At 68.7% G+C, this 24,686-nt stretch carries 21 protein-coding genes; 12 read left to right on the forward strand and 9 right to left on the reverse strand.

The annotated features are described in order from the left end of the window. The first annotated feature begins 6 nt into the window (after window positions 1-6). Complete coding sequence (locus EV643_RS29960) at window positions 7-1,056, forward strand: YihY/virulence factor BrkB family protein (RefSeq protein ID WP_133803527.1); 1,050 nt, start codon at window positions 7-9, stop codon at window positions 1,054-1,056. Window position 1,057: 1 nt separating this feature from the next. Here EV643_RS29960 and EV643_RS29965 read toward each other — a convergent pair whose 3' ends face one another. The 4 genes from EV643_RS29965 to EV643_RS29980 form a co-directional block, all read right to left on the reverse strand. Then, window positions 1,058-2,221 carry a D-alanyl-D-alanine carboxypeptidase family protein gene (locus EV643_RS29965; protein WP_133803528.1) on the reverse strand — a complete coding sequence of 388 codons (1,164 nt, stop codon included), beginning with the start codon at window positions 2,219-2,221 and terminating at the stop codon, window positions 1,058-1,060. A 52-nt stretch (window positions 2,222-2,273) separates the two neighbouring features. Next, on the reverse strand, window positions 2,274-3,215 hold the full coding sequence (locus EV643_RS29970) for a zinc metalloprotease (protein ID WP_133803529.1): 942 nt from the start codon (window positions 3,213-3,215) through the stop codon (window positions 2,274-2,276). Window positions 3,216-3,299: 84 nt separating this feature from the next. Continuing rightward, the gene (locus EV643_RS29975; RefSeq protein WP_133803530.1) at window positions 3,300-6,191 is read right to left on the reverse strand and encodes a glycoside hydrolase family 3 protein; all 2,892 of its coding nucleotides are present in this window, start codon (window positions 6,189-6,191) and stop codon (window positions 3,300-3,302) included. 203 nt (window positions 6,192-6,394) lie between these two features. Further along, entirely contained in the window at window positions 6,395-7,597 is a 1,203-nt protein-coding gene (locus tag EV643_RS29980) for an ROK family transcriptional regulator (RefSeq protein ID WP_133803531.1), read from the reverse strand. Window positions 7,598-7,718: 121 nt separating this feature from the next. On the opposite strand from EV643_RS29980, the gene EV643_RS29985 reads away from it, so the two are divergent. Next, the gene (locus tag EV643_RS29985) at window positions 7,719-9,386 is read left to right on the forward strand and encodes a type 2 periplasmic-binding domain-containing protein (protein WP_133803532.1); all 1,668 of its coding nucleotides are present in this window, start codon (window positions 7,719-7,721) and stop codon (window positions 9,384-9,386) included. After that, window positions 9,370-10,371 (forward strand): ABC transporter permease, encoded by a 1,002-nt coding sequence (locus EV643_RS29990; protein WP_238165893.1) that lies wholly within the window; start codon window positions 9,370-9,372, stop codon window positions 10,369-10,371. The genes EV643_RS29985 and EV643_RS29990 overlap by 17 nt, the downstream gene beginning before the upstream one ends. A gap of 36 nt (window positions 10,372-10,407) precedes the next feature. Here the strand turns inward: EV643_RS29990 and EV643_RS29995 are convergent, their stop codons facing one another. Next, window positions 10,408-11,022, reverse strand: a complete 615-nt coding sequence (locus EV643_RS29995) for a helix-turn-helix domain-containing protein (RefSeq protein WP_133803533.1) — start codon at window positions 11,020-11,022, stop codon at window positions 10,408-10,410. A 107-nt stretch (window positions 11,023-11,129) separates the two neighbouring features. Between EV643_RS29995 and EV643_RS30000 the strand changes: the two genes are divergently transcribed. Both EV643_RS30000 and EV643_RS30005 read left to right on the forward strand, forming a co-directional pair. Then, window positions 11,130-12,092, forward strand: coding sequence for a carbohydrate ABC transporter permease (locus EV643_RS30000; RefSeq protein ID WP_133803534.1), 963 nt, complete (start codon window positions 11,130-11,132; stop codon window positions 12,090-12,092). Window positions 12,093-12,115: 23 nt separating this feature from the next. Continuing rightward, the gene (locus tag EV643_RS30005; protein WP_133803535.1) at window positions 12,116-14,305 is read left to right on the forward strand and encodes a WD40/YVTN/BNR-like repeat-containing protein; all 2,190 of its coding nucleotides are present in this window, start codon (window positions 12,116-12,118) and stop codon (window positions 14,303-14,305) included. Here the strand turns inward: EV643_RS30005 and EV643_RS30010 are convergent. Then, on the reverse strand, window positions 14,287-15,309 hold the full coding sequence (locus EV643_RS30010) for a LacI family DNA-binding transcriptional regulator (protein ID WP_133803536.1): 1,023 nt from the start codon (window positions 15,307-15,309) through the stop codon (window positions 14,287-14,289). The genes EV643_RS30005 and EV643_RS30010 overlap by 19 nt on opposite strands. Before the next feature lie 128 nt (window positions 15,310-15,437). Between EV643_RS30010 and EV643_RS44330 the strand changes: the two genes are divergently transcribed. After that, window positions 15,438-15,599 carry a glycoside hydrolase family 12 protein gene (locus EV643_RS44330; RefSeq protein WP_166665624.1) on the forward strand — a complete coding sequence of 54 codons (162 nt, stop codon included), beginning with the start codon at window positions 15,438-15,440 and terminating at the stop codon, window positions 15,597-15,599. A 66-nt stretch (window positions 15,600-15,665) separates the two neighbouring features. Here the strand turns inward: EV643_RS44330 and EV643_RS30015 are convergent, their stop codons facing one another. Next, window positions 15,666-16,862 carry an RNA-guided endonuclease InsQ/TnpB family protein gene (locus EV643_RS30015; RefSeq protein WP_133803537.1) on the reverse strand — a complete coding sequence of 399 codons (1,197 nt, stop codon included), beginning with the start codon at window positions 16,860-16,862 and terminating at the stop codon, window positions 15,666-15,668. A gap of 104 nt (window positions 16,863-16,966) precedes the next feature. Here EV643_RS30015 and EV643_RS46540 point away from each other — a divergent pair, with 104 nt between their 5' ends. Further along, window positions 16,967-17,098, forward strand: coding sequence for a hypothetical protein (locus EV643_RS46540; protein ID WP_255513053.1), 132 nt, complete (start codon window positions 16,967-16,969; stop codon window positions 17,096-17,098). Here the strand turns inward: EV643_RS46540 and EV643_RS30020 are convergent. Together EV643_RS30020 and eat are read right to left on the reverse strand one after the other, a co-directional pair. Next, window positions 17,077-17,904, reverse strand: a complete 828-nt coding sequence (locus EV643_RS30020) for an LLM class flavin-dependent oxidoreductase (RefSeq protein WP_133803538.1) — start codon at window positions 17,902-17,904, stop codon at window positions 17,077-17,079. The two genes, EV643_RS46540 and EV643_RS30020, sit on opposite strands and share 22 nt — an antisense overlap. Beyond that, window positions 17,904-19,343, reverse strand: a complete 1,440-nt coding sequence (gene eat / locus EV643_RS30025) for an ethanolamine permease (protein WP_133803539.1) — start codon at window positions 19,341-19,343, stop codon at window positions 17,904-17,906. Before eat ends, EV643_RS30020 begins: the two co-directional genes overlap by 1 nt. A 161-nt stretch (window positions 19,344-19,504) precedes the next feature. Here eat and EV643_RS30030 point away from each other — a divergent pair, with 161 nt between their 5' ends. The 5 genes from EV643_RS30030 (at window position 19,505) to EV643_RS30050 (ending at window position 24,676) form a co-directional block, all read left to right on the forward strand. Further along, window positions 19,505-20,869 carry a glutamine synthetase family protein gene (locus tag EV643_RS30030; RefSeq protein WP_133803540.1) on the forward strand — a complete coding sequence of 455 codons (1,365 nt, stop codon included), beginning with the start codon at window positions 19,505-19,507 and terminating at the stop codon, window positions 20,867-20,869. Beyond that, complete coding sequence (locus EV643_RS30035) at window positions 20,850-21,608, forward strand: gamma-glutamyl-gamma-aminobutyrate hydrolase family protein (RefSeq protein ID WP_133803541.1); 759 nt, start codon at window positions 20,850-20,852, stop codon at window positions 21,606-21,608. The genes EV643_RS30030 and EV643_RS30035 overlap by 20 nt, the downstream gene beginning before the upstream one ends. Further along, window positions 21,605-22,963, forward strand: a complete 1,359-nt coding sequence (locus EV643_RS30040; protein ID WP_133803542.1) for an aldehyde dehydrogenase family protein — start codon at window positions 21,605-21,607, stop codon at window positions 22,961-22,963. Before EV643_RS30035 ends, EV643_RS30040 begins: the two co-directional genes overlap by 4 nt. A gap of 5 nt (window positions 22,964-22,968) precedes the next feature. Then, window positions 22,969-23,757 (forward strand): 3-oxoacyl-ACP reductase, encoded by a 789-nt coding sequence (locus tag EV643_RS30045; protein ID WP_133803543.1) that lies wholly within the window; start codon window positions 22,969-22,971, stop codon window positions 23,755-23,757. 184 nt (window positions 23,758-23,941) lie between these two features. Then, window positions 23,942-24,676 (forward strand): FadR/GntR family transcriptional regulator, encoded by a 735-nt coding sequence (locus EV643_RS30050; protein WP_238165894.1) that lies wholly within the window; start codon window positions 23,942-23,944, stop codon window positions 24,674-24,676. Window positions 24,677-24,686 lie beyond the last annotated feature (10 nt).

Raw genomic sequence — 24,686 nt, forward strand, 5'->3', positions numbered from 1 at the left:
AGAACCATGGGCGTCAAGGCACGGGGCAAGGCTGTCTGGGCACGGTTCAAGCGTTCGCAACTCTGGCGAGCCTGGAAGCGGTACGGCGACCGCCGGGGCAACCGATTGGCCGGCGCGACCACCTTTTTCGGCTTCCTGTCGCTGTTCCCGTTGATCGTGCTGGCGGCGGCCGTCACCGGTGTCCTGCTGCCCGCGTCGGCGATCGACGACCTGAAGGACGCCCTCAAGCAGAACCTGCCTGGTATCGGCGACCGGATCGACCTCGACTCGCTGGTGAACAACGCCGGCACCATCGGACTCATCTCCGCCGCGTCCCTGCTGTTCACCGGGCTCGGCTGGATCGACTCGTTGCGAGCCTCGATCCGGTCGATGCACGAGCTGGATGACCAGCCCGGCAACCCGGTCAAGCTCAAACTGGTCGATCTCGGTGCGTTGATCGGTCTCGGCCTGATCGGGCTGCTGGCGACGGGCGCCTCGTCGGTGCTGACCGGGCTGTCGAAGAAGATCGTCGAGTGGTCCGATCTGGACGGCACCTGGCTGGCGGACTGGGGCCTCGGGCTGATCAGTCTGGTGGTCGGGATCGCGGCGGGCGCGGTGCTGTTCCTGTACCTGCAGACGGCGTTGCCGCGGATCATCCTGCCGCGCAAGGTCGCCCTGATCGCGGCGCTGGTCGGAGGCGCCCTCTTCTATGCGGCGCAGCGGCTGGGCAACGTGTACGTCGACCAGGTGATCGGCAACAACGCGGCGTACGGGGCGCTGGCGTTGCCGCTGGCGCTGCTGGTGTGGATCTACCTGCTGACCCGGGGGATCATGCTGATCGCCGCATGGACGAAGGAGGCCGCACTCGATCGCGAGCCGGTCGCCGTCGAGGCAGAGACCCCGGAGCCGGTCGAAGAGCCGCTGCTGAAGGGTCCGCCGGGGAAGCGGTACAAGGTGGTCCCGATCCCGGCGAAGAAGGCCGATTCCGTCGCCGTCGCGGCGGGTGCCCTGCTCGGAGCGACGGCGGCTGCCTTGACCGTCCAACTCGCCCGAGCGGCCAAATCTCTGCGCCGATAGTTCAGTGGCGGCGGCTGCGCGTGCTGCGGCGGTTGCGGATGCGGAGGGCGCGGGGGCGGCGCAGGAACAAGCTCAGCAAGAGGATCGGCGGCGCGGCGTACGCCCAGACCGGGATCCGGTAGACGATCCCCTGGACGGCCTGGCCTGAAGCCAGCACGGTCCGACTGCGCTTGGGGAGAGTCGGCCTTTCAACGGCCTTTCTCTCGACTTCGCGGCTCTTCCCCGTGGCCGGTGCGGGGACCGCCGGCTTCACCAGGGTCCCGATCGGGTTGAGCGCGTCGTAGTGCAGAAAGCCCCAGTCCAGCAGGCTGCTGGCGTCCTCGGTGATGCCGTGCGGTGAGTTCATCAGCGTGACCACGAGCGTGTGGCCGCCGCGGCGGGCGGCGCCGACGAAGGTGTTGCGGGCAAGCGTGGTGTAACCCGTCTTCACGCCCAGCGCACCGTCGTACCCGAACAGCAGCCGGTTCTGGTTCGCCACCTGGTACGTACCGGTTTTCGCCAGCGGGAAGGTCGTGTACTTCGTCCCCGCGTACTTCGCGAAGTCCGGCCGGGCCAGTCCCGCCTGGGCGAACAACGCCAGGTCGTACGCCGACGAGTACTGCCCGTCCGCGTCGAGCCCGGTCGGATCGGTGACGTGGGTGTCGAGCGCACCGAGTTGGCCGGCCAGCTTGTTCATCCGCTGGGTCGTCGCGGGAATGCCACCGGCATCGTGGTTCGCCAGTGCGTGGACGGCGTCGTTGCCGGACGCCAGGAACATCCCCTGGAACAACAGGTCCACCGAGTACCGCAGGCCCGGGGAGATGCCGACCTTGCTGCCCTCGATACCCGCGTCCTCGTCCGTGCCGACCAAGACGTCCGTCTTGGTCAGTCGCGGCAGCAGAACCAGGGCGGTGAGGGTCTTGAGCGTGCTGGCCGGCCGGAGTTTGGCGTGTGGCGCCTTGGCCGCCAGGACCGTGCCGGTGGTCAGGTCGGCGAGCACGTACGACGCCGCGTGCACCGGCGGTGGTGTCGCGCCGTCCGCGACGACCTTGGGTTCCGCGGTCAGCAGAGCGCCGCCGACCGGGCTTCCGGAGCCCTGGGCGGCGGCGGTCGCCGTGAACGGCCCCGCGACCAGCATGGCCGTACTGGCCATACCGGTCGCGAGAGCCGTCAGAAGACAACGCATCGGCGGCACTCTAGACAAACATCCGGTCCCTCCGAAACCCGGCCCAGCTTGTCTAGCCGCGGTACGCCGTCCACATGCTGCTGATCCGGGTGCTCTGGCCGGGGGTGAACTGGTTGTAGCAGGAGTCGTACGAGTAATCCATGTAGTTGTAGATCGGGTCGAGACCGGGCAACGAGCAGGAGTCCCGGCCGGCCGGGCAGCCGCTGGTCGCGCTGCTCTGCGCCGGGGTGTCGGACACCGAGTCGTTCGTGCTGGTGCAGCCACCCTGGAACGTGTGGTACAGCCCGAACCAGTGGCCGGCCTCGTGCGTGGCCGTCTTGCCGAGGTTGAAGTTCGTCGCCGAACCGCCCGGCAGCGAGGTGTACTGCACCCGGATGCCGTCGATGCTGGGGTTGCTCGAGTAGTCCCACGGGAAGGTGGCGATACCGAGGTAGCTGAAGTTCACCAGCCAGATGTTCAGCGCGTTGGCGCCGCCCTTGCGGGTCTGCGACCGGTACGTCGTGCTCTGCCGGTCCTTGTGCCACTGGTTGTTGTTGTACCGGAACGTGCCGGCCAAGGTGAAGTTGAAGCCGGTGTTCGCCGCGGCCGAGGACTCGCCGCCGGCGAAGTCCTGGTTCAGTTCGGCGATCTGCTGCGCGATCTGCGTGTCGGTGACGTCGCCGTTGCCGGCCGAGTCACGCATCACGTGGATGTAGACCGGCACCGTGGCCGAGGCGAGCGTCCCGGCGGCCGGCGCGAGGCCGCGGGCCTTCTTGGCCTTCAGGATCTCCGCGGTGCGCGCGTCGATCGCCTTCTGCTCGGCCACGCTCAGCTCGCGGTGGTCGGCCTTCTGACCGCCACGCGCGGAGGTGCTGTTCTCCGGGGTGAAGCAGGGGTTGGTCAGCTGGTCCACTGGGAGTTTGGCCGTGGCCTGGCCGCCGAGTGGGCTGAACGCGAGCGCCGTACCGGCCAACAGCACGGCCAGGACGCGGGGACGGGTGGTGAAAGATCGCATGCTGCGTTCCTCCAGGATGGGGCCGCTTCGGGCGGTGCGGCCGAATCAGGTGATTTTCAGCGTCATCCCGCGAACCGCCAAGCCCTATCCCGTCCCACCAGTGCCTTGGCAGTACTGCGCCTCACCTAAGCCGTCCAGGACAAGATCGGCAGCGGAGAACACGACGAACAGGGTGTGTACGCCGCCAGCCGCGACCAGGTCGCACTCAGCGTCGATCCAAGTACCACGACCGGTAGGCGGAACCCGGAAGACGCCAAGCAGGTCACCGTGCATCGGATCATCGACTCGCAACTCGACTGTCGCCGGTGCCGTCCCCTGATTGGCAATGCGAGCCGTGTACTTCGAGACCACGGAGCCCAAATCGACATCATCGAAGGCCAGCCAAGCACCGGGATCCAGCGAGAGAGCGGCGTCCCCGCGATCGTCGGAGCCCGGCGTCAGCGTCATCGCGCAGTACTGGTCGAAGCTCGACGCGGCGAGCCGGCGCATCGTCCGGGGCGGGATCCGTTCACCCTGTACGTCGATGGTGGTGGCGAGCCGGATGTCGGTGCTGGATCGGCCGACCATGACGCTGTGCCGCGCGGCCTCGACACAGGGCCGATCCCGGGTGACATCCCAACCGGCGAGATCGGCCGCGGTGATCCGCATTGCGACCTGCCTGCTTTCGCCGGGATTCAACGAGAGCCGCTGGAAACCGCGGAGTTGGCGCAGTGGTTGTTTGACCCGCGAGCGTTGCTGATGGGCGTACAGCTGGACCACCTCCTGCCCGGGCCGGCTGCCGGTGTTGGTAACGGTGAAGCTGACTTCCACCTCGCCGTCAGCGGGGACGGTGATCGCGTCGAGCCGGAGGTCGGAGTACGCGAACGTCGTGTAGCTGAGGCCGTGGCCGAAGGGGTAGAGCGGCGTGCCGCGGTAGTACAGGTAGGTGGCGTCCGTGGCGATGATGTCGTAGTCGAGCAGATCGGGCAGATCGGCGACGGAGTGGTACCACGTCTGCGGCAGTCGCCCGGCGGGATCCCGGTCGCCGAAGAGGATGTCGGCCAGCGCCCGGCCGTACTCCTGACCGCCGTGCGCCGACCACAACAGGGCAGGCAGGTTCCGCTGGGCCCAATCCACCGAGAACGGGTAGCTGCTGCTCATCACCATGACCGTGCGGCAATTCGCTTGATGGACCGCGCGCACCAGCCGGTCCTGGGCGGCGGGCAGATCGAGGTCGGCGCGGTCCTCGGTCTCCCGCCCGTTCACCAGCGGATGGTTGCCGACGACAACGACTGCGCTGTCCGCCCGGGCCGCTGCCTCGGCCGCCCGAGCGGCGCCGTCGATGACGAGATCGATCTCGAAGGGTGTCGCTTCATCCGGATCGGCGAGCGTGACCGTGCCGGTCGCGTCCACGTGCAGGTACAAGCCGCTGTTCAGTTGCCGGACCAGTGTGGTCCCGGCGGCGGTCTCGATCAGCTGGAACGTCTGCTTGACCTCCCAGCCGTTCGGGCCGGGCTGATCGGCGACCAGCTCGCCGTCCTCGGTGACGGTCAGGTGGCGGCCGGTGCGGACCGCCCGCAGGGCCCAAGCGCTGCCGCCCCAGTCGAACACGTCGAACCAGGTGTGCTCGCCGGCGTCGGCCTCGGCGCGCAGTACGGTGTCGGCGCCGATCGACAACCACGAAGCGGAGCCCGCGATCCGGAGGGCGATCCGGTCGACGCCCTCGCAGTACTCGACTCGCTCCTGCCCGAGCCGTTCGACGATTCCGTCCAGCGCCGTGACCTGGTAGGGGAGCGTCCCGGCGTACCAGTCCGCGGTGAGGGTGTTCGCGAGCGGGCCGATGACGGCGATCCGCTGAATCGAGGCGGCGTCAAGCGGCAGGACGTGGCACTCGTGCTTCAGCAGGACGATGGACTGCCTGGCCGCCTCGTGCGCGAGGTCGCGGTGCGCGGGGCAGTTCACCAGGTCGGGCTCGAGCGTCTGGTACGGGTCGGCCAGACCGGGGTGGTGGGGCGGGGAAGGAAATTGGGACTGATCGAACTCGCCGAGGCGGAGCCGGATCGCGAGCGCATGCTTGGCGGCTGCGTCGATGTCCGCGAGCGTGATGAGGCCCCGATCGAGAGCCTCGGTGAGGTGGCGGATCGAGGGGCCGGCGTCGTTGTCGTCCTGGGTGAAGCTGTCCACGCCGGCTTTCAGGGCCGCCGCGTACGCGGTCGGACGGTCGGTGTACGCCCGCTGGAGGTCGACCAGGTTGGCGGGTGCGCCGGCGTCGCTGACCACGAGCAGTTCGTCGTCGGTCCAGCTCCGGATGGCGTCGTTGATGAGCGGGCTGAGGTGGGCCGGCCGTCCGTTCACCAGGTTGTACGACGGCATCACGGCGACCGCGGCACCGGCTTCGATCGGGGCCCGGAAGGCCGGCAGCTCGTACTCGTGCAGGACCCGGGGCGGAAGGTTGCTCGACGTCGTACAGCGATCGGTTTCGTTGTTGTAGGCAAGGAAATGCTTGAGCGTGGGCGCCGTCTTCAGCCGACCCGGATCGTCACCCGCCAACCCGTGCCCGTACGCCGTGGCGATGACGCCGGTCAGCCACGGATCCTCGGAGTACCCCTCCTCGTTGCGGCCCCAGCGGGGGTCACGCAATGGGTTGACGACGGGCGCCCAGACGTTGAGTCCGACGCCGGCCGGGTCCTTCTGATGGAAGACCCGGACCTCGTCGCCGACCGCGGACCCGACCGCGCGGACGAGCTCCGGGTGCCACGTCGTGGCGAGGCCGAGCGCCTGCGGGAAGACGGTCGCGGGACCCAGCCAGGCGACTCCGTGGAGCGCCTCGGTACCGGTCCGGAAGGAGTCGAGACCGAGGCGGTGAACCGGTGCCTGGTGCTGGTGCAGGAGGGCCAGCTTCTCCTCGGTGGTGAGCCGGCCGAGGAGGTCATCGAGCCGTTCGCCGAGCGGTCGCGTGACATCGCGGAACGGGGGAGGCGGGGCCGGAGTACTCATGGCGGACTCCACTGCTGGCTGGTGTCGAAGCGCTTCGAGTGAGCATCGGAGTTCGCCGCTCTGATGATGATCGAAGCGCTTCGACGATGGCGGTTGAAAAAGACCGGGGTGGTGGGGCGGGGAAGGTATCAAAATCCGTCTCGGTCTGTGACGACCTTGTTACGACGGAGTGACTCAGAGGCTCGCATCCCGGTCGCGGCAGGTCAAGAGTTCACCGTCAACTTCGGGAGACGGCCGGAGTTCAGTGAGATCAGCGAATGGGCCGCGGCGCCGAGGGTGGTCGCGGTCCGGGGGAAGGCCGAGGGGGCGATCGTGCAGCCGCCCGCGTCGGGGGTGATGACCGACTCGGAAAGGACTTGCTCGATGGACGGGATGAGGTGGTCGGCCAGCAGGGCGTAGGAGCCGCCCAGGGTGATGGCCGCCGGGTTGAGGACGTTGACGAGCGCGGCGATGCCGTTGCCCAGGTGGGTCCCGGCTTCGGCCAGGATCTTGGTGACCGCGGCCTCGCCGGCCTCGGCCCGGCGGATCAGGTGTTCGAGCTGGACCTGTGGATCGGGATCGGCGGCGGGATCGCTGCGGGACAGGATGGCGGGCAGGCCGGCCAGCGCCTCCAGACAGCCGCGGCGACCGCAGCCGCAGAGCGGACCGTCGGCGACCAGCCGCAGGTGTCCGATCTCGCCGGCATAGCCGAGGTCACCGCGGAGCAACCGGCCGTCGGCGATCACGCCGGCGCCGATGCCGGTGTCGCCGGTCAGGTGGATCAGGTTGTCGCACCCCGCGAACGGGCCGTGCAGCTGGTCGGCCAGCGCGCCCAGATTGGCGTCGTTGTCGACCGCCACCGGGATGTCCGGACGGCCGAGGGCGGCCGTCAGCTCGGTGCGCAGCCGGACGTCCCGCCAGCCCAGGCCGGCGGCCAGGACGACGACTCCGTCCCGGTCGATCAGCCCCGGAACGCCGACCGTGATCCCCAGCACCTCGCGACCGGACGACTGGACCGTGCTGATCGCGCGGCGGGCCAGCACCGCCAGCGCGGCGATCGTCTTCGCCGGCCCGGCGTCCGCGCCCGGCCCGGCTCGGTGCCAGCGCAGCAGCTGGTCGCCGGCGGTGTCGAAGGCGAGGGCGCTGAGCCCGTTCGCGCTGACCTCCAGGCCGACCGCGGCGTATGCCGAACCGTCCAGGACCAGCAGGGTGGCGGGCCGGCCGACGTGGTTCTGGGTCTGCTGGGTCTCGCGGACCAGTCGCCGCTCGAGCAGATCGCCGACGATGCTCGTCACGGTCGCCTTGTTCAGCCCTGTCCCGCTCGCGATCGCCGCTCGCGAACACGGCGCTTCCCGGCGCAGGAAACCCAGCACCGCGGCCAGGTTGGTGGCGCGGATGTCCGTATGGCCAGCGGTCTGTGTGATCAAGGTCCGTCCCGTCGAATTGTGCCTGGCTCAGTTCTACACCTTGTGGCGTCATCGGGTGTGAGTTAATTTGTTTGGCTACTAGCCCAACTAATTCTAGGTCAAGAGATCCAGGAGAGCCATCGTGACTGGACCAGTGGGCGGCGGCACCAGCCGCCGGACGTTCATCTCCCTGCTCGGCGCGGGCGCCGCGGTGACCGCCGGCGGCGCCACGCTGACCGGTTGCTCGGACGGCAAGTCCGGTTCGTCGACGTCCGGGCGGGCCGAGACCGAGGACAAGCTGTCCGGGCTGCTGCCGAAGTACATCGCGTACGAGTCGGTCAAACCGGACCTGCCGGGTGAGAACGGCGCCGCGCCGGGTTTCACCAAGTACCCGGCCGAGCTGAAGCGGGCCGTCCCGGACAAGGCGGTCACGAGCGGCAAGGAAGTGTCCGCGATGACGCCGCTGTGGAGCCCGATGCCGCCCGGCCTCGGCAACAACTCGTACTACGACGTGAACAACGAGCGGATCGGCGCGCCGGTCCGGTTCAACATCCTGAACGGCAACGACTACGGCGACAAGCTCGGCCCGATCCTTGCCGCGGGCAACGTGCCGGAGCTGCTCTGCGTCCCGGGCTGGAACATCGCCGGGCTGACCCGGTTCGGTCAGGCGGTGGACAAGCTGTTCGAGGACCTGACGCCGTATCTGGCCGGGGACAAGGCTTCGGCGTACCCGATGCTGGCCAACCTGCCGACCAGGGCCTGGGCGTACGGCGTCTGGAACAACCAGCTCAAGGCGGTGCCGTTCCCCTCGGACGGCTTCCCCTGGATGCTGATGTATCGCAAGGACATCTGCGACCAGTTCGGCGCCGAACCGCCGAAGAACGGCGACGACCTGCTCGCGCTGGGCAAGCAACTGACCGATGCGAAGGCGAACCGCTGGGCCTTCGGCGGGGTCTCCGACGAGGTGATCCGGGCGTTCGGGGCACCGTCGGGCTGGCGCAAGGAATCTGACGGCAAGCTGGTGCACAAGATCGAGACACCGGAGTTCGAGGAGGCGGTGGCCTTCATCCGGAAGCTGTTCCAGACCGGCTACGTGCACCCCGAGGTCGTCGGCAACGCCGGCGCGGACCAGAACGCGCTGTTCGAGGGCGGCAAGCTGGTGATCCGCCAGAACGGGCTCGGTGGCTGGCAGGAGTCGCTGCAGCGCCAGGCCACGATCAACCCGAAGTACAACCCGCAGCCAGTGATGCCGTTCGCCCATGACGGCGGGACGCCGATCACCTGGGGCGGCGACCCGGCCGGCATCTTCACCTTCGTGAAGAAGGGGCTCGGCGAGGCCCGGGTGAAGGAGCTGCTCGGCGTCCTCAACTACACCGCCGCGCCGTTCGGGACCGAGGAGAACCAGCTCTACATGTACGGGAAGGAGGGCACGCACTACACCAAACAGCCGTCCGGTGCGCCGAAGCTCACCGCTCTGGGCCAGAAGGAGGTGTCGCAGACCTACATCTTCCTCGGCGGCCGGCCGACGGCTATCACCCAGAGCGAGTACCCGGGCTACGTGCAGTCGATGAGCGAGTGGCAGAACGCGGCGGCCAAGGTGCAGGAGAAGAACCTGTTCGACGGGATCCGAGTCGAGCAGCCGGCCAAGATGGCGGCGCTCAACCAACCGTTCGACGACGCGCTGCAGGACATCTTCCGCGGCCGTAAGCCGGTCAGCGAGCTGAAGACCGCGGTCAAGGCGTGGCAGACCAACGGCGGCAACGAGGGCCGGGACTTCTACGCCAAGGTACTCAGTGACAACGGTCGCTAAGCGTCCAGTGAGCGCGGACCCGGTGGTCGAGGCACGGGCCGGCACCGGGTCGGGTGGACGACGCCGTCGCGGTGGCGCGGGGTTTCGGCATCGGTTGCGTCGGGACTGGCCCTTGCTGTTGATGGTCTTGCCGGTGGTCGTGCTGCTCGGGGTGTTCCACTACTTCCCGACCCTCGGCAACGTGATCGCGTTCCAGGACTACTCCCCGTACGCCGGGATCCGGGACAGCGAGTTCATCGGGCTGGCCAACTTCAGCCGGATGTTCGCCGAACCCGCCTTCTGGACGGCGGTGCTCAACACCCTGTCGATCACCGCGGTCCAGCTGGTGTTCTTCTTCCCGATCCCGATCGCGTTGGCCCTGCTGCTCAACAGCGTGCTGTCGGTCCGGTTGCGCACCTTGATCCAGGGCGTCGTGTACCTCCCGCATTTCTTCTCCTGGGTACTGGTCGTCTCGTTGTTCCAGCAGATGATCGGCGGAGCCGGGCTGCTGGCCCAGTCGCTGCGGGCGAATGGGTACGAGGCCATCGACCTGATGACCAAACCCCACACGTTCATCCTGCTGGTGACCGCGCAGTCGATCTGGAAGGACGCCGGCTGGGGCATGATCGTGTTCCTCGCCGCCCTCAGCACGATCAACCCCGCCCTGTACGAGGCCGCGGCGGCCGACGGCGCGAACCGGCGGCGCAGGTTGTGGCACATCACGCTGCCCGGGCTCCGACCGGTGATCGTGCTGCTGCTCATCCTCCGGCTCGGCGACGCGCTGACGGTCGGCTTCGAGCAGTTCATCCTGCAGCGCAGCGCCGTCGGTGGCAACGCGGCTGAGGTGCTCGACACCTACGTCTACTACCAGGGCCTGCTGGTCGGCGATTTCGGGTACGGCGCCGCGGCCGGCCTCTTCAAGGGCGTCGTCGGACTCGTCCTGGTCCTGGTGGCCAATCGATTCGCCCATCTCGTGGGTGAGCAGGGGGTGTATTCCCGATCTTGACGTCCTCCCCGCCCTGAGGGACGGGGATTCCAACTACTACGTGGAGGTAGTGTGTTGAGGTTCACGCTTCGGCGAGACGCGTGGTGGCGTCTCTCGGCGTGCGCTGACGGCCCGTCCGGCCGCGATGTTGGCTGCCGCGTTCACGTCCGCGTTCGCCCGGTGTCCGCAGGCTGCGCACCGGAACACCGCTTGGCTCTCGCGGTTGTCCGGTGCGGTTCCCGACGCCAAGTCGTACCGGATCAGCCGGAACCGGACCCGGCCGACCTTGGGCACGCTGACCGCGGCCCACTTGCGGTTCAGCTTGACGATCCGGGACGCCTGGCGGCCGACGATCCGGAACCCCTCGTGCAGCCCGGCTTTGCGCCAGGTCGGCCGCCGATGGGTCCCTGCGTAGAAGTTCCGGACGGCCTGGTCGAAGTCGCGCAGCGCCTGCTGCTGGACGGTCTGCGACCCGGCGCGCAGCCAGCCGAACGCGGCCCGGGCCTCGGTCAACTGTCGGCACTGCTCGACGTATCCCGGTGTTGGGCCCTTGTCGGGGGTCCACATGGACCATTGCTCGAGCGCCAGGTTCCAGACGTACCGGGCCTGCCGGCACTGCTCCAGCAACGCAATCTGCTGCGCGGGTGTCGGGTACATCCGGTAGCGGGACATGCCACTTACCCAATCAGGCGGGACCGACAATCCCCGATCCCCGAAGGGAGGGAGTCGCGGTTCCTCCCCGCCCTCAAAGACGGGGCCTTCCCGCGACCAACCCGATCATGACCACGCAATCGTTGACGACCACTCGGCAACTGGCCCGGCGGCAGGCACGGGTCGAGTCGGGCCGCCCGGTCTGGGAGGAGGAGCCGACCAGACTCGAGCGACTGAGCAAACCTGTCGTCCTGGCCCTGGTCGCCCTCGCCGTGACATTCCCGTTGTACGTCGTTGTGGTGACGAGCCTGTCCAGCACGGAGGCGGTGACGCGCGCCGGCGGACTGGTGGTCGTCCCCCGGGAGCTGACGGTGGCCGCCTACGCGCAACTGTTGTCTGGTGGAGTGGTCACCCGTGCGTTGTTGATCAGTATCGTGATCACTTTCATCGGTACGGCGTTCAGCCTGGGGATCACGGTGTTGGCGGCGTACGGGCTGTCGCGGCCGGGGTCGTTGTTTCACCGGCCGCTGTTGTTCGTCGTCCTGCTGACGTTTCTGTTCGGGCCGGGCATCATCCCGAGCTACCTGGTGGTGAACGCGCTCGGGCTGATCGACAGCTACGCGTCGCTGATCCTGCCGACCGCGGTGTCGGCGTTCAACCTGATCGTGATGCGGTCGTTCTTCATGGGCATCCCGAGTGAGCTGATCGACAGCGCCCGCATCGACGGTGCCGGGGAGTTCGCGATCTTGCGCCGGATCGTGATGCCGCTGTCCAAGGCGGTGGTGGCCGTGGTCGGGCTGTTCTACGCGGTCGGGTACTGGAACGCGTTCTTCAATGCGCTCTTGTACATCAACGACAACAACAAGTGGCCGTTGCAGATGGTGCTGCGGACGTACATCGTGCAGGCGCAGGTGCTGCCGACCGGAGCCGGCGGGATCGCGTCCGGGACCGGGCTGGGGATGGCGCCCGCGCCGAGCCTGGCGATCAAGATGGCGATCGTGGTGATCGCGATCGTGCCGGTGCTGCTGGTCTACCCGTTCATCCAGCGGCACTTCACCAAGGGCGTCATCATCGGCGCGGTCAAAGGCTGACCGGCCCGAACCAGAGGAGCGAAATGTCCTTTCCGCGACGGCAGTTCCTTGCTCTAGGCACCGGTACGGCGCTGGCGGTGGCCGCCGGCGGCGTTCCGGTTGCGGCCGGTGCATCGCCGGCGAACCGGTATCGGTGGCGCAATGTCGAGATCGTCGGCGGCGGGTTCGTCACCGGGATCATCCACCACCCGAGGCAGCGCGGCCTGGTCTACGCGCGGACCGACATCGGCGGCGCGGTCCGGCTCGACAACCGGACGAACCGCTGGGTTCAGCTGCTCGCCTGGATCGGCTGGGACGAGTGGAACTGGACCGGAGTGGAGAGCCTCGCCCTCGATCCGGAGGATCCCGCCCGGCTGTTCCTTGCCGTCGGCACCTACACCAACGAGTGGTCGCCGATCAACGGTGCGATCCTGCGCTCAGCAGATCAGGGCAGGACCTTCGAGCGGGCCGATCTGCCGTTCAAACTGGGCGGCAACGAGCCGGGTCGATCGATGGGTGAGCGGCTGGTGGTCGATCCGCGCGACGGCCGAGTGCTCCTGTTCGGCACCCGGAACCAGGGACTGTGGCGCAGCGCCGATCGAGGTGAGACCTGGAGTCGACTCGACAGCTTCCCGTCGACCGGAACGCCGGGAATCGGGATCGCCTTCGTCTTCTTCGATCCACGCGGCGCCCGTCGCGGCCGCCCGACGCCGGTGATCTACGCCGGCGTGACGGATCCGGCCGTCCCGCTCTATCGCAGTACCGACGCCGGACTGTCGTGGGCGCCGGTCGACGGCCAGCCCGTCGGACTGCTCCCGCACCACGGCGAACTGGGGGCCGATGGCAACATCTACCTGACCTACGGCGACCTGCCCGGTCCGTACGAGATGTACGACGGTGCCGTGCACAAGCTGGACCCCTCGACCGGTGGGTGGACCGACATCACCCCGTTGCGGCCGAACGAAGGCGGTGAGGCGGGGTTCGGGTATGGCGGACTCGCGACGGATCCACGGCGGCCGGGCACCGTGATGGTGTCGACGATGAGCAGGTGGGGCCCGGTCGACGACGTGTTCCGCACGATCGACGGCGGCCGGACCTGGCACTCGATCGCCGAACGGATCGTGCTCGACACCTCGGGCGCGCCGTACCTGAACTTCCACGGGACGCCCAAGCTGGGCTGGATGATCGGGGACATCTCGATCGACCCGTTCGACTCGGACAAGGTCCTCTATGTCACCGGCGCCACGATCTTCGGCACCGACGACGCGACCGAGGCGGAGGCGGGCCGCAGCACCCACTGGTCGGTCCGGGCGCAGGGGCTGGAGGAGACCGCGGTACTCGATCTGATCAGTCCACCGTGGGGACCGCCGCTGATCAGTGCTCTCGGGGACATCGGGGTCTATCGGCACGCCCGGCTGGACGTCGTACCGCCGGACGGTCAGGCGGCCAACCCCGTCAGCGGAACGTCCACCAGCCTGGACTACGCGGCCAAGGCGGAGGGTTTCGTGGTCCGGGTCGCGTACGGCGATCCCTTGCAGCGTGGGGCCTATTCGACGGATGCCGGGGTGAGCTGGCAGCCGTTTGCGGGCGAGCCGGCCGGGCTCACGCGACCTGGCCGGATCGTCGTCAGTGCCGACGCGAGGACCCTGGTCTGGATCCCGGGAGACGTCGTCCCGCACTACTCGAGGGATCGCGGTACGACCTGGACGGCGATCACCGGTCTGCTGCCGACCGCGGTGGTTGTCGGCGATCGAGTGGAGGCTGGTGTCTTCTATGCATTCGACCCGGCCACCGGTACGGCGTACGTGAGTGAGAACGGGGCCGGCAGCTTCTCGCCGACGGCAGACTCGCTGCCGGTCGGATCCGGGAAGTTGGAGACCGTGCTCGATCGAGCCGGGCATTGCTGGCTGGCGGCGGGCGCGGGTGGGATGTATCGATCGGTGGATCGCGGCCTGACCTATTCGCCGGTGACCAGCATCGAGGAGGCGTACACGGTCGGCTTCGGCAAGGCATGTCCTGGCCGGACCGAGATGGCCGTCTACACCTCGGGCAAGGTCGGCGGCGTGCGCGGGATCTTCCGGTCGGACGACAGCGGGCGGAGTTGGCTGCGGGTGAACGACGACCGGCATCAGTACGCGTCGACGGGGGAGGCGATCGCAGCCGATCCCCGGGTCTACGGGCGCGTCTTCATCTCCACCAACGGGTTCGGGATCCCTTATGGAGAACCGATATGACCGGTTGGCTGGGAGGAGCTGGCTCGCGCGGTCAACCCCGGCGGGAGCAGCGTCAGCGCCGGGACGGAGCCGCCTTCCAGCTTGGTGATCAGGGATTCGACCGCTTGCAGGCCGATCTGCTCGGCCGGGATGGTGACCGAGGACAGCCGCGGGACCTGGCTCTCGGCGACGTCGTCGGCGCAGATCGCCACCAGCGACATGTCCTCAGGCACCCGGCGGCCGAGGCGACGCAAGACGTCGAGCAGTGGGCCGATGATCGGCTCGTTCTGCACCACCAGGCCGGTGATGCCGGGGTGATCGCGGAGCAGTTGCTCGACCGTGTGCAGGACGGCGTCGAAGGTGTGCTCGCACGGCGTTTCGACACCGAGCACACCTCGTCGTCCGGCCGCGTCGACGAAGCCGGTGAGGGTGCGCTGGGCGAATCCGGTCTGCCGCTCGTAGACCGCGGACGGCGTACCGAGCAAGGCGATCGAGTGGTGGCCGAGGTCGGCGAGATGGTCGACGCACTGCGCGCCGGCCGCGACGAAGTCCAGGTCGATACAGGTCAGCCCGTCGGCGTCGGCCGGGTAGCCGATCAGCACGGACGGCATCGGCAGCTCACGCAGTACGGGGACTCGCTCGTCGTGCAGCTCGACGTCCATCACCACCAGTGCGTCCACCAGCGAGCTTTGCGCCACCCGCTCGAGGCCCTCGGGACCTTCGTCGGCGGTCAGCAGCAGTACGTCGTGGTCGAACCGGCGGGCCGTGGTGACGACCGAGGTCGCGAACTGCATCATCACCGGGACGTGCATGCCGGTCCGCAACGGGACGACGAGCGCGAGCACGTTCGCCCGCTGACTGGCGAGCGCACGGGCACTCGCGTTCGGCCGGTAGCCCAGGGCCTGGACGCTGCGCTGGACCCGCGCGCGGGTGTCGGACGAGATCGAGCGCTTGCCGCTCAGCACGTAGGAGACGGTGCTGGCCGCGACCCCCGCATGACGAGCCACCTCGGCGATCGTGACCATCTGGCCTACCTTCACTTAGTCGCACTGCCATTGTCGAAGCGCTTCGATCGGACCTCCAGATTCGATTGGCAGCCGTCGGCTGTCAAGTCTCAGATCCGCCCCGATGAGACCATCCGAACACCGGCGGCGTGAAGGCGTACCCGCACTCGGCCCGTGCCGTCGGCAAGAAGATCAGCGCCCTCGGCACCTTGACCAGCAGCTTCAACGTCAACCGGCCCGGCAGCGGCGCCTACGCGACGGCGTACGACATCTGGGCCGACGGTCACGCCTACTGCTGCTGCTACTACTAACTACTACTACGAGGTCATGCTGTGGTTGACGTCCTCCCCGCCCTGAAGGACGGGGGATTCCAACCACTACCCGGAGGCAGCGAGTTGAGGTTCACGCTTCGGCGAGACCCGTGCCGGCGTCTCTCGGCGTGCGCTGACGGCCCGTCCGGCCGCGATGTTCACTGCCGCGTTCACATCCGCATTCGCCCGGTGCCCGCAGGCCGCGCACCGGAACACCGCTTGGCTCTCGCGGTTGTCCGGTGCGCAGTGCCCACAGACGCTGCAGGTCTGCGACGTGTACGCAGGATTCACCTTCTCCACCCGGCCCGCGGCCTTGTGCTCCAGCCGGGCCACCAGGTCGCCCCACCCGTTGGCCAGGATCCCCCGGTTCAGCCCGGCCTTGGCGCGGCGACGGTTCGGCAGGTACCGACCTGGTCGTTCCGGATCGGGCTTGGGCTTGGGGCGCCGGGTCATCGGTCCGATCCGCAGGTTCTCGACGCGGATGACATCGAACCGTCGGGCGAGGTCGGTGCTGGTCTGCTCCACCCAGTCCTTGCGCCGGTCACCGGCCCGGGCGTACAGCTTCGCGATCGCGGCCTTCACCCGCCCACGGCGCTTGGAGCCGCGACGGCAGCGGGCGCGGCGGCGCTGCAGCTGCTTGAGCCGTGCCTGTTCGCGCTCCGTCAGCCCGGGGCAGGTCAGCAGTTCGCCGGTGGACAGGGCCGCCGAGACGGTGACGCCGCGGTCCACCCCGACCACCTCACCGGTACCGGGTGCGGGGATCGGCGGCGGGATCGCGGCGAACGCGAGGTGCCAACGGCCCATCCGGTCGCGGGTGATCCGGTACGACTTCGCGTCCGGAACCGCACGGGACAGCCGGAACCGGACCCAGCCGACCTTCGGCACCTTGACCGCGGCCCACTTCCGGTTCAGCTTGACGACCCGGGACGCCTGGGAGCCGACGATGCGGAACCCCTCGTGCACTCCGGCTCTGCGCCAGGTTGGCCGCCGGTGGGTCCCGGCGTAGAAGTTCCTGACCGCCTGGTCGAAGTCCCGCAACGCCTGTTGCTGCACGGTCTGCGACCCGGCCCGCAGCCAGCCGGACGCGGCCCGGGCCTCGGTCAACTGGCGGGCCTGCTCGACGTACCCGGGCGTCGGGCGTTTGTCGGGGGTCCACATCGACCATTGCTCCAGCGCCATGTTCCACAGGTACCGGGCGTGCCTGCACTGTTCCAGCAACGCGGCCTGCTGCGTGGGAGTCGGGTACAGCCGGTATCGGGACATGCCACCGATCCAATCAGCAGGGACCGACAGTTCCCAGTTTCCGAAGGGAGGGGGTCGCGGTTCCTCCCCGCCTTGAAGGACGGGCTTTCCCCGCGACCAATCCGATGAACTGGATCCGCGGCCGGGGCTGGATCGGTGACGCCACCATGAACGAGGTGCAGTTCGGCTTCGAGATCACCTCGTCCAGCGGCGGCATGAACTTCACCAGCAACAGTTACTCGGTCACGTCGTCCTGATCCCACCCGGGTCCGGCCCGGACGACGGCTCTGACCTCGTCGACGGTCAGGTCGTTCGGGCCGAACGCGACCAACCGCCAGGTCGCCCCGGCTTCGGCGTACGGGGCCGGATCGGCATCGGGTGGGAGCCCGACCGCGATGTCGTAAGTCGTGGTCGCGGGCGCGCGGAGTGATCCGATCGTGGCCGCGACCTCGGCGACCTGGTCCGGGTGTTCGAGGTTGACGGGGAAGAACCCGTCGTACTGCGCGGCGCGGCGCATCGGCCTGGTCTTGCCCGTGTACCCGGCGACCCAGATCGGCACCCCGGGTCGCTGGGCCGGGCGAGGCTCGAAGGAGATCCCGTCGACCGTGAAGTGCTTGCCCTGATGGTCGACGGGATCGCCGGTCCACGCCGCCTTGAGGATCTCCAGCGACTCGTCTAGCAACTCGGCCCGGACCCGATCGTCGGTCTCGTCACCCAGCGCCGAGTACTCGCGCCCGAACCGGTCGCTCCCGAGCCCGACCCCCAACGTCAGCCGTCCGCCGCTCAGCTGATCCAGCGTCGCCGTCTCCCGTGCGAGCTTCGCCGGCCGGCGCCGGGCCACCGGCGTCACCATCGGCCCGACCCGCAATCGTTCGGTCCGCGCCACGATCGCCGCCATCACGATCCACGGATCAGCCACGGCCCGAACGGGCGCCCGCCAGTTCACGTGATCCCAAACGAAGAACCCGTCCCACCCGGCCTCCTCAGCCTCCACCGCCAGCCGCACCACGGCCGCAGGCTCCGCCAACGCATCGAACAACGGCACCCAGATCGCGGACCGCATCAACCGAGCTCCGATTCGGCCTGCTGGATGGCGGCGAACTCTTCTTCCGGTGCGGAGGCGACCAGGTGGTGGCGGCTGTAGAACCAGAAGTAGGCGATCGCGATGAGCAGGATCCCCGCGGTGATCGCGGCGGCCTTCTCGTCGACGAAGAAGGTGGCGACGACGGCCGTGATCGCGAGGACCAGCGCGATGCCGGTCGTCACAACGCCGCCGGGGGTCCGGTACGGGCGGTCCAGGCCTGGTTCGCGGACGCGCAGGACGATGTGGGCGAGCATCATCAGCACGTACGAGACTGTCGCGCCGAAGACCGCGATGTTGATCAGCAACGCGCCGTCCTGGGTGATCGCGGCCAGCAGGAAGCCGATCGCGCCGGGGACCACCAGGGCGAGGTACGGCGTCTTGCGCTTGCCCGTCACGGACAGGAAGCGTGGGAGGTAGCCGGCCCGGGACAACGCGAACAGCTGCCGGGAGTACGCGTAGACGATGGAGAAGAAGCTCGCCACCAGGCCCGCGAGGCCGACGTAGTTGACGAAGTCCGCGACCCAGGTGTCCCCGCCGAACGCGGTACGGAGTGCCAGTGGCAGTGGGTTGTCGGAGTCGGAGACGACCGACGAGCCCGCGCCGCCGGCGGTGAAGACGAGCATCAGGGCGGCGAAGACCAGCAGGATCCCCATCGCGGTGATGATCCCGCGCGGCATGTCCTTGCGCGGATCGCGGGCCTCCTCGGCGGCCAGCGGGACGCCTTCGACGGCGAGGAAGAACCAGATCCCGTAGACGAGCGCGGCCAGCACGCCGGCGTACCCGAACGGGATGAAGTCGCTCGCCCCGGCCGCGTTGTTCGGCACGATGTCGAACAGCTTGTCGGCGTCGAACTTCGGGATCATCGCGATCACGAACACCACCAGGCCGACGACCGCGAGCGCGGTGATCGCCATCGTCAGCCGGAGCGCCTCGCCGACGCCGTACAGGTGGATGCCGACGAAGATCACGTAGCAGGCCAGGTACACCACCCAGCTGGAGGTCAGGCCGAACAGGCCGAGCGCCTCGACGTAACCGCCGATGAAGACGGCGATCGCGCCCGGTGCGATCGCGTACTCGATCAGGATGGCGGTGCCGGTGGCGAACCCGCCGAGCGGTCCGAGCGCCCGCCGGGCGAACCCGTAGCCGGCCCCGGAGACCGGGATCGCGGAGGCCAGTTCGGCCAGCCCGAACACCATGCAGGTGTACATCGTGGCCATCAGCACGGTCGCGATCAGCAGGCCGCCCCAGCCGCCCTCGGCCAGCCCGAAGTTCCAGCCGGCGAAGTCGCCGGAGATGACGTAGGCGACGCCGAGACCGGCCAGCAGCACCCAACCGGCCGCACCGCGTTTCAGCTGGCGGTGCTCCAGGTACTCCTTGCCCACCTGCTGATAGTCGACGCGTGAACTCTTCCGGCTCATGGCGGGACCTCCAATGGTCTACCGGCATACCACTAGCGGGGTTGGCATGAGGTTCCCCGTACGCCGGGGCGCTGTCAAGAGAAACCGCGGATCTCGCGTTGACAGCAGTACCCTGGATCGAATCCAATGGACTGACCGTAGACCAATAGAACGGAGCGACCGTGGCCGCCATCTCCGGGAAGCTGACCGTGCAGGACCTTCGCGACCTGGTCGCGGAGGGGACGATCGACACCGTTCTGGTCGCCATCACCGACATGCAGGGACGCCTGCAGGGCAAGCGCTGCGGCGCCCGCTACTTCGTCGAGGAAGTGCTCAAACACGGCACCGAGGGCTGCAACTACCTGCTCGCGGTGGACGTCGACATGAACACCGTCGACGGGTACGCGATGTCCTCCTGGGAGCGCGGGTACGGCGATCTGCTGATGGCGCCGGATCTCGACACGTTGCGGCTGCTGCCGTGGCTGGAGGGCACCGCGCTGGTGCTCTGCGACGTCCAGTGGCTCGACAGCTCGCCGGTCCCGGCCAGCCCGCGGCAGATCCTCCGGGCCCAGCTCGACCGGCTCGCCGAGCGCGGCCTCAAGGCGTACGTCGGGACCGAGCTGGAGTTCATCGTCTTCAACGACACCTTCGAGTCCGCCTGGACCAAGCGGTACCGCGACCTCGACCCGGCGAACCAGTACAACGTCGACTACTCGTTGCTCGGCACCGCCCGGATCGAGCCGTTGCTGCGCGACATCCGCAACTCGATGACCGGCGCCGGCCTGTACGTCGAGTCGGCCAAGGGCGAGTGCAACCTCGGCCAGCAGGAGATCGCGTTCCGGTTCGACGAGGCGCTGGCCACCTGCGACAACCACTCGATCTACAAGACCGGGGCCAAGGAGATCGCGGCCAAACACGGCAAGAGCCTGACGTTCATGGCGAAGTACGACGCACGCGAGGGCAACTCGTGCCACATCCACCTGAGCTTCCGCTCGGACACCGGGGATCCGGTGCTGGCGGGGGATCGGGAGCACGGGTTCTCGGTGCTGATGGAGCAGTTCATCGCCGGCCAACTCGCCTGCCTGCCCGAGCTCACCTACCTGCTGGCGCCGAACATCAACTCCTACAAGCGATTCGTGCCCGGCAGCTTCGCGCCGACCGCGGTCGCCTGGGGCCTGGACAACCGGACCTGCGCCTTGCGGGTGGTCGGCCACGGCGAGTCGCTCCGGGTGGAGAACCGGCTGCCCGGCGGTGATGTGAACCCGTATCTCGCGGTCGCCGCGCTGATCGCCTCCGGCCTGCACGGGATCGAGAACGAGCTGGAGATGGAACCGCTGCTGGCCGGCAACGCCTACACCAGCGACAAGCCGCACGTGCCGACGACGCTGCGCGAGGCCACGGCCTTGTTCGGCGGGTCGAAGATCGCCCGGGAGGCGTTCGGCGACGAGATGGTCGACCACTACGTCAACGCGGCCCGGGTCGAACTCGACGCCTACGACGCGGCCGTCACCGACTGGGAGCTGGTCCGTGGTTTCGAACGACTCTGACCGGGGCGGTGGGGCGGGGAAGGAATCTCACAAGCCACGCATCGGGATCACGACCTACCTCGAACCGACCATCTGGGGAGTGTGGGAACGCGACGCGGCCCTGCTGCCCCGTGTGTACCTCGACTCCGTGGTCGCGGCGGGCGGCGTACCGGTGTTGCTTCCGCCGGTCGGGACCGATCCGACCGTGCTGGAACTGCTTGACGGGTTGGTGATCGCGGGCGGTTGTGATGTCGACCCCGCGTCGTACGGCGCTGCGCAGCACCCGGAGACGGTCGACACGCGGCCGGGGCGGGACGAGCATGAAGCGATCCTGATCCGGGCCGCGCTCGACGCGGACCTGCCGTTGCTGGCGATCTGCCGTGGACTGCAGATGCTCAACGTGACGCTCGGCGGGACGCTGCAACAGCACCTGCCGGACAGGGTGGCGCACGACGAGCATCGGCCGTCGCCCGCGGTCTTCGGCCAGACCGAGGTCAAGGTCGAGCCGGACACGTTGACCGGGCGGCTCTTCGGCGACCGATCCACCGTGGCCTGTTACCACCACCAGGCCATCGACGTGGTCGCGCCGACTCTGCAGGTCACGGCCCGCGCGGGGGACGGCACGGTCGAGGCGGCCGAGGTGACGGGACACGACTTCGCGATCGGCGTCCAGTGGCACCCCGAGGAGAACCCCGACGACCTGCGGCTGTTCACGGCACTCATCAGCGCCGCAAACAAGGCTGCAAGGAGAAACCAGTGACGCACGACGTGATCAACCCGGCCACGGAGAAGGTGGTCCGGACGATCGAGCTGGCCACCGAGGCCGACGCGGACGCGGCGATCGCGCGCGCGGCCACGGCGTACGAGAGCTGGCGCGAGGTGAGTCCGGCGGATCGCGGCCGGCTACTGCGGCGGTTCGCCGACGCGGTCGACGCGGACCTGGAGAACCTGGCCGCTCTGGAGGTGGAGAACGCCGGGCACACGATCGGCAACGCCCGCTGGGAGGCGGGGAACGTCCGGGACGTCCTGCACTACTACTCGGCGGCGCCGGAGCGGTTGTTCGGTCGGCAGATTCCCGTTGCTGACGGCATCAACATCACCTTCGCCGAACCGCTGGGCGTGGTCGGCGTGATCGTCCCGTGGAACTTCCCGATGCCCATCGCGGGCTGGGGTTTCGCGCCCGCGCTGGCGGCCGGGAACACGGTCGTCCTGAAGCCGGCCGAGCTGACCCCGTTGACCGCGATGCGGTTGGGGGAGCTGGCGTTGGAGGCCGGGCTGCCGCCGGGGGTGCTGGAGATCGTGCCGGGTGCGGGGAAGGTGGTGGGGCAGCGGTTCGTCATGCATCCCGCCGTCCGCAAGGTGGTCTTCACCGGCTCGACGCAGGTGGGCAAGCAGATCATGGCCGGCTGCTCGGAGCAGGTGAAGCGCGTGACGCTCGAGCTCGGCGGGAAGTCGGCGAACATCGTGTTCGCGGATGCCGACCTGGAGAAGGCGGCCGCGCAGGCGCCGTACGGGGTGTTCGACAACGCGGGACAGGACTGTTGCGCGCGGTCGCGGATCCTGGTCGAGCGGTCGGCGTACGACCGGTTCCTGGAGTTGCTGGAGCCGGCTGTGAAGGGCGTGAAGGTCGGCGATCCGGCGGACACGGCGACCGAGATGGGGCCGCTGATCTCGGCGCAGCAGCGGGAGCGAGTCGCCGGGTATGTGGACGAGGCCGCGGTTGCCTTCCGTGGGTCGATGCCGGAGGGGCCCGGGTTCTGGTTCCCGCCGACCGTGCTCGCGCCGGTGTCGCCCGATGCGCCGGCGATGCGCGAGGAGATCTTCGGGCCGGTGGTCGTGGTCGCGCCGTTCGAGGACGAGACCGACGCGGTTCGGCTCGCCAACGACTCGCAGTACGGGCTGTCCGGGTCGATCTGGACCCGCGACGTCGGCCGCGCGCTGCGGGTGGGACGTGGTGTCGAGGCGGGCAACCTGTCGGTGAACTCGCACTCCTCGGTGCGCTACTCCACGCCGTTCGGCGGCTTCAAGCAGTCCGGGCTCGGCCGTGAACTCGGGCCGGACGCGCTGGCCGCGTTCACCGAGACCAAGAACATCTTCATCTCCACGGAGGACTAATCCAAATGACAGACGTGCACGCTCATCGGCTCGACGGCCGGGTCGCGGTGGTGACCGGCGGCGCCAGCGGGATCGGGCTGGCCAGCGTACGGCGGCTCGCGGCCGAGGGCGCGAAGGTCGTCATCGGCGACCTCGACCCGGACGCGGGCAAGACCACCGCGGACGAGGTCGGCGGGCTGTTCGTACCGACTGACGTGACCAGCGCGGCCGAGGTGGACAACCTGTTCAAGCAGGCCGACGACGTCTTCGGCAGCGTCGACATCGCGTTCAACAACGCGGGCATCTCACCGCCTGAGGACGCGTCGATCCTGGACACTGGGCTGGACGCGTGGCGCAAGGTCCAGGAGGTCAACCTGACCTCGGTCTACCTGTGCTGCAAGGCCGTGATCCCGTACATGCAGCGACAGAGCAAGGGCTCGATCATCAACACCGCCTCCTTCGTCGCCGTGATGGGCGCCGCCACGTCGCAGATCTCGTACTCCGCGTCGAAGGGCGGCGTGCTCTCGATGAGCCGCGAACTGGGTGTCGAGTTCGCCCGCCAGGGCATCCGGGTCAACGCGCTCTGCCCGGGGCCGGTGAACACCCCGCTGCTGAAGGAGTTGTTCGCCTCCGACCCCGAGCGGGCCCAGCGCCGGCTGGTCCACGTCCCGATGGGCCGCTTCGGCGAACCCGAGGAGATCGCCGCCGCGGTGGCCTTCCTGGCCTCCGACGACTCGTCCTTCATCACCGCCAACACCTTCCTGGTCGACGGCGGTATCTCAGGCGCCTACGTGACGCCTTTAGGCCATGTCTGACGGTTTCCTGCGTGCTGCGCGGCACTCGGCACGGCATCTCGCTGCACTGGAGCAAAGGCCACGATGAACACCGCATCGAGGCCTTCACTCCAGCACACCGAGCTACCGCACCGAGCACCTGCTCGCGACTGCAGGAAACCATCAGACACGGCCTAAGCTGACGGGGACGCTGAGCGGGGAGAAGGTGGATGGTTTGCTGGAGGAGGCGCGGGCTGGGGACGCGTTGTTCCGGCCGGTTCGGGCCGGCAACCCGTTCGAGGAGACCGTCGAGCGGTTGCTGCAGGCGATCAAGCTCGGCGTGGTCGCCCCGGGCGAGCGGCTGCCCTCCGAACGCGACCTGGCCGCCCGGCTCAGCGTCTCCCGCGTCACCCTGCGGGAGGCGATCCGCGCGCTCACCGAGGCCGGGTACGTCGAGTCACGGCGCGGCCGGTACGGCGGGACGTTCGTCAACGAACGCCTCCCCAAACCCCGCCGCGTCGGTCCCCGCAAACTCGCGAAGGAACTCGGCGGCGGTCTCGACGACGCCCTGATCCTCCGCTCGGCCCTCGAGGTCGGCGCGGCCGAGGCGGCAGCCGCCCGCGACCTCGGCCCCGCCGAACGCGCCCACCTGGAACGGTGCCTCGCCGACACCGCGGCCGCCAAGCTCGCCGACTACCGCCGGATGGATTCCCGGCTGCACCTCGCCATCGCGGAGGTGAGCGGTTCGCCGTCGCTGACCACCGCGGTCGCCGACGTCCGGATGCGGCTGAACGCCCTGCTCGACGCGATCCCACTGCTGGAGCGGAATATCGAGCATTCGGACAAGCAGCACCAGGCCGTCATCGACGCCATCCTCGCCGCCGACCCACCGGCCGCCCGCCAGGCCATGCAGGAACACCTGGCCGGCACCGCCGCGCTGCTGCGAGCCTTCCTCACCTGATTATGGTGTC

The sequence above is a fragment of the Kribbella caucasensis genome, assembly GCF_004361855.1.
In the GTDB taxonomy this organism is placed as follows: Bacteria; Actinomycetota; Actinomycetes; order Propionibacteriales; family Kribbellaceae; genus Kribbella; species Kribbella caucasensis.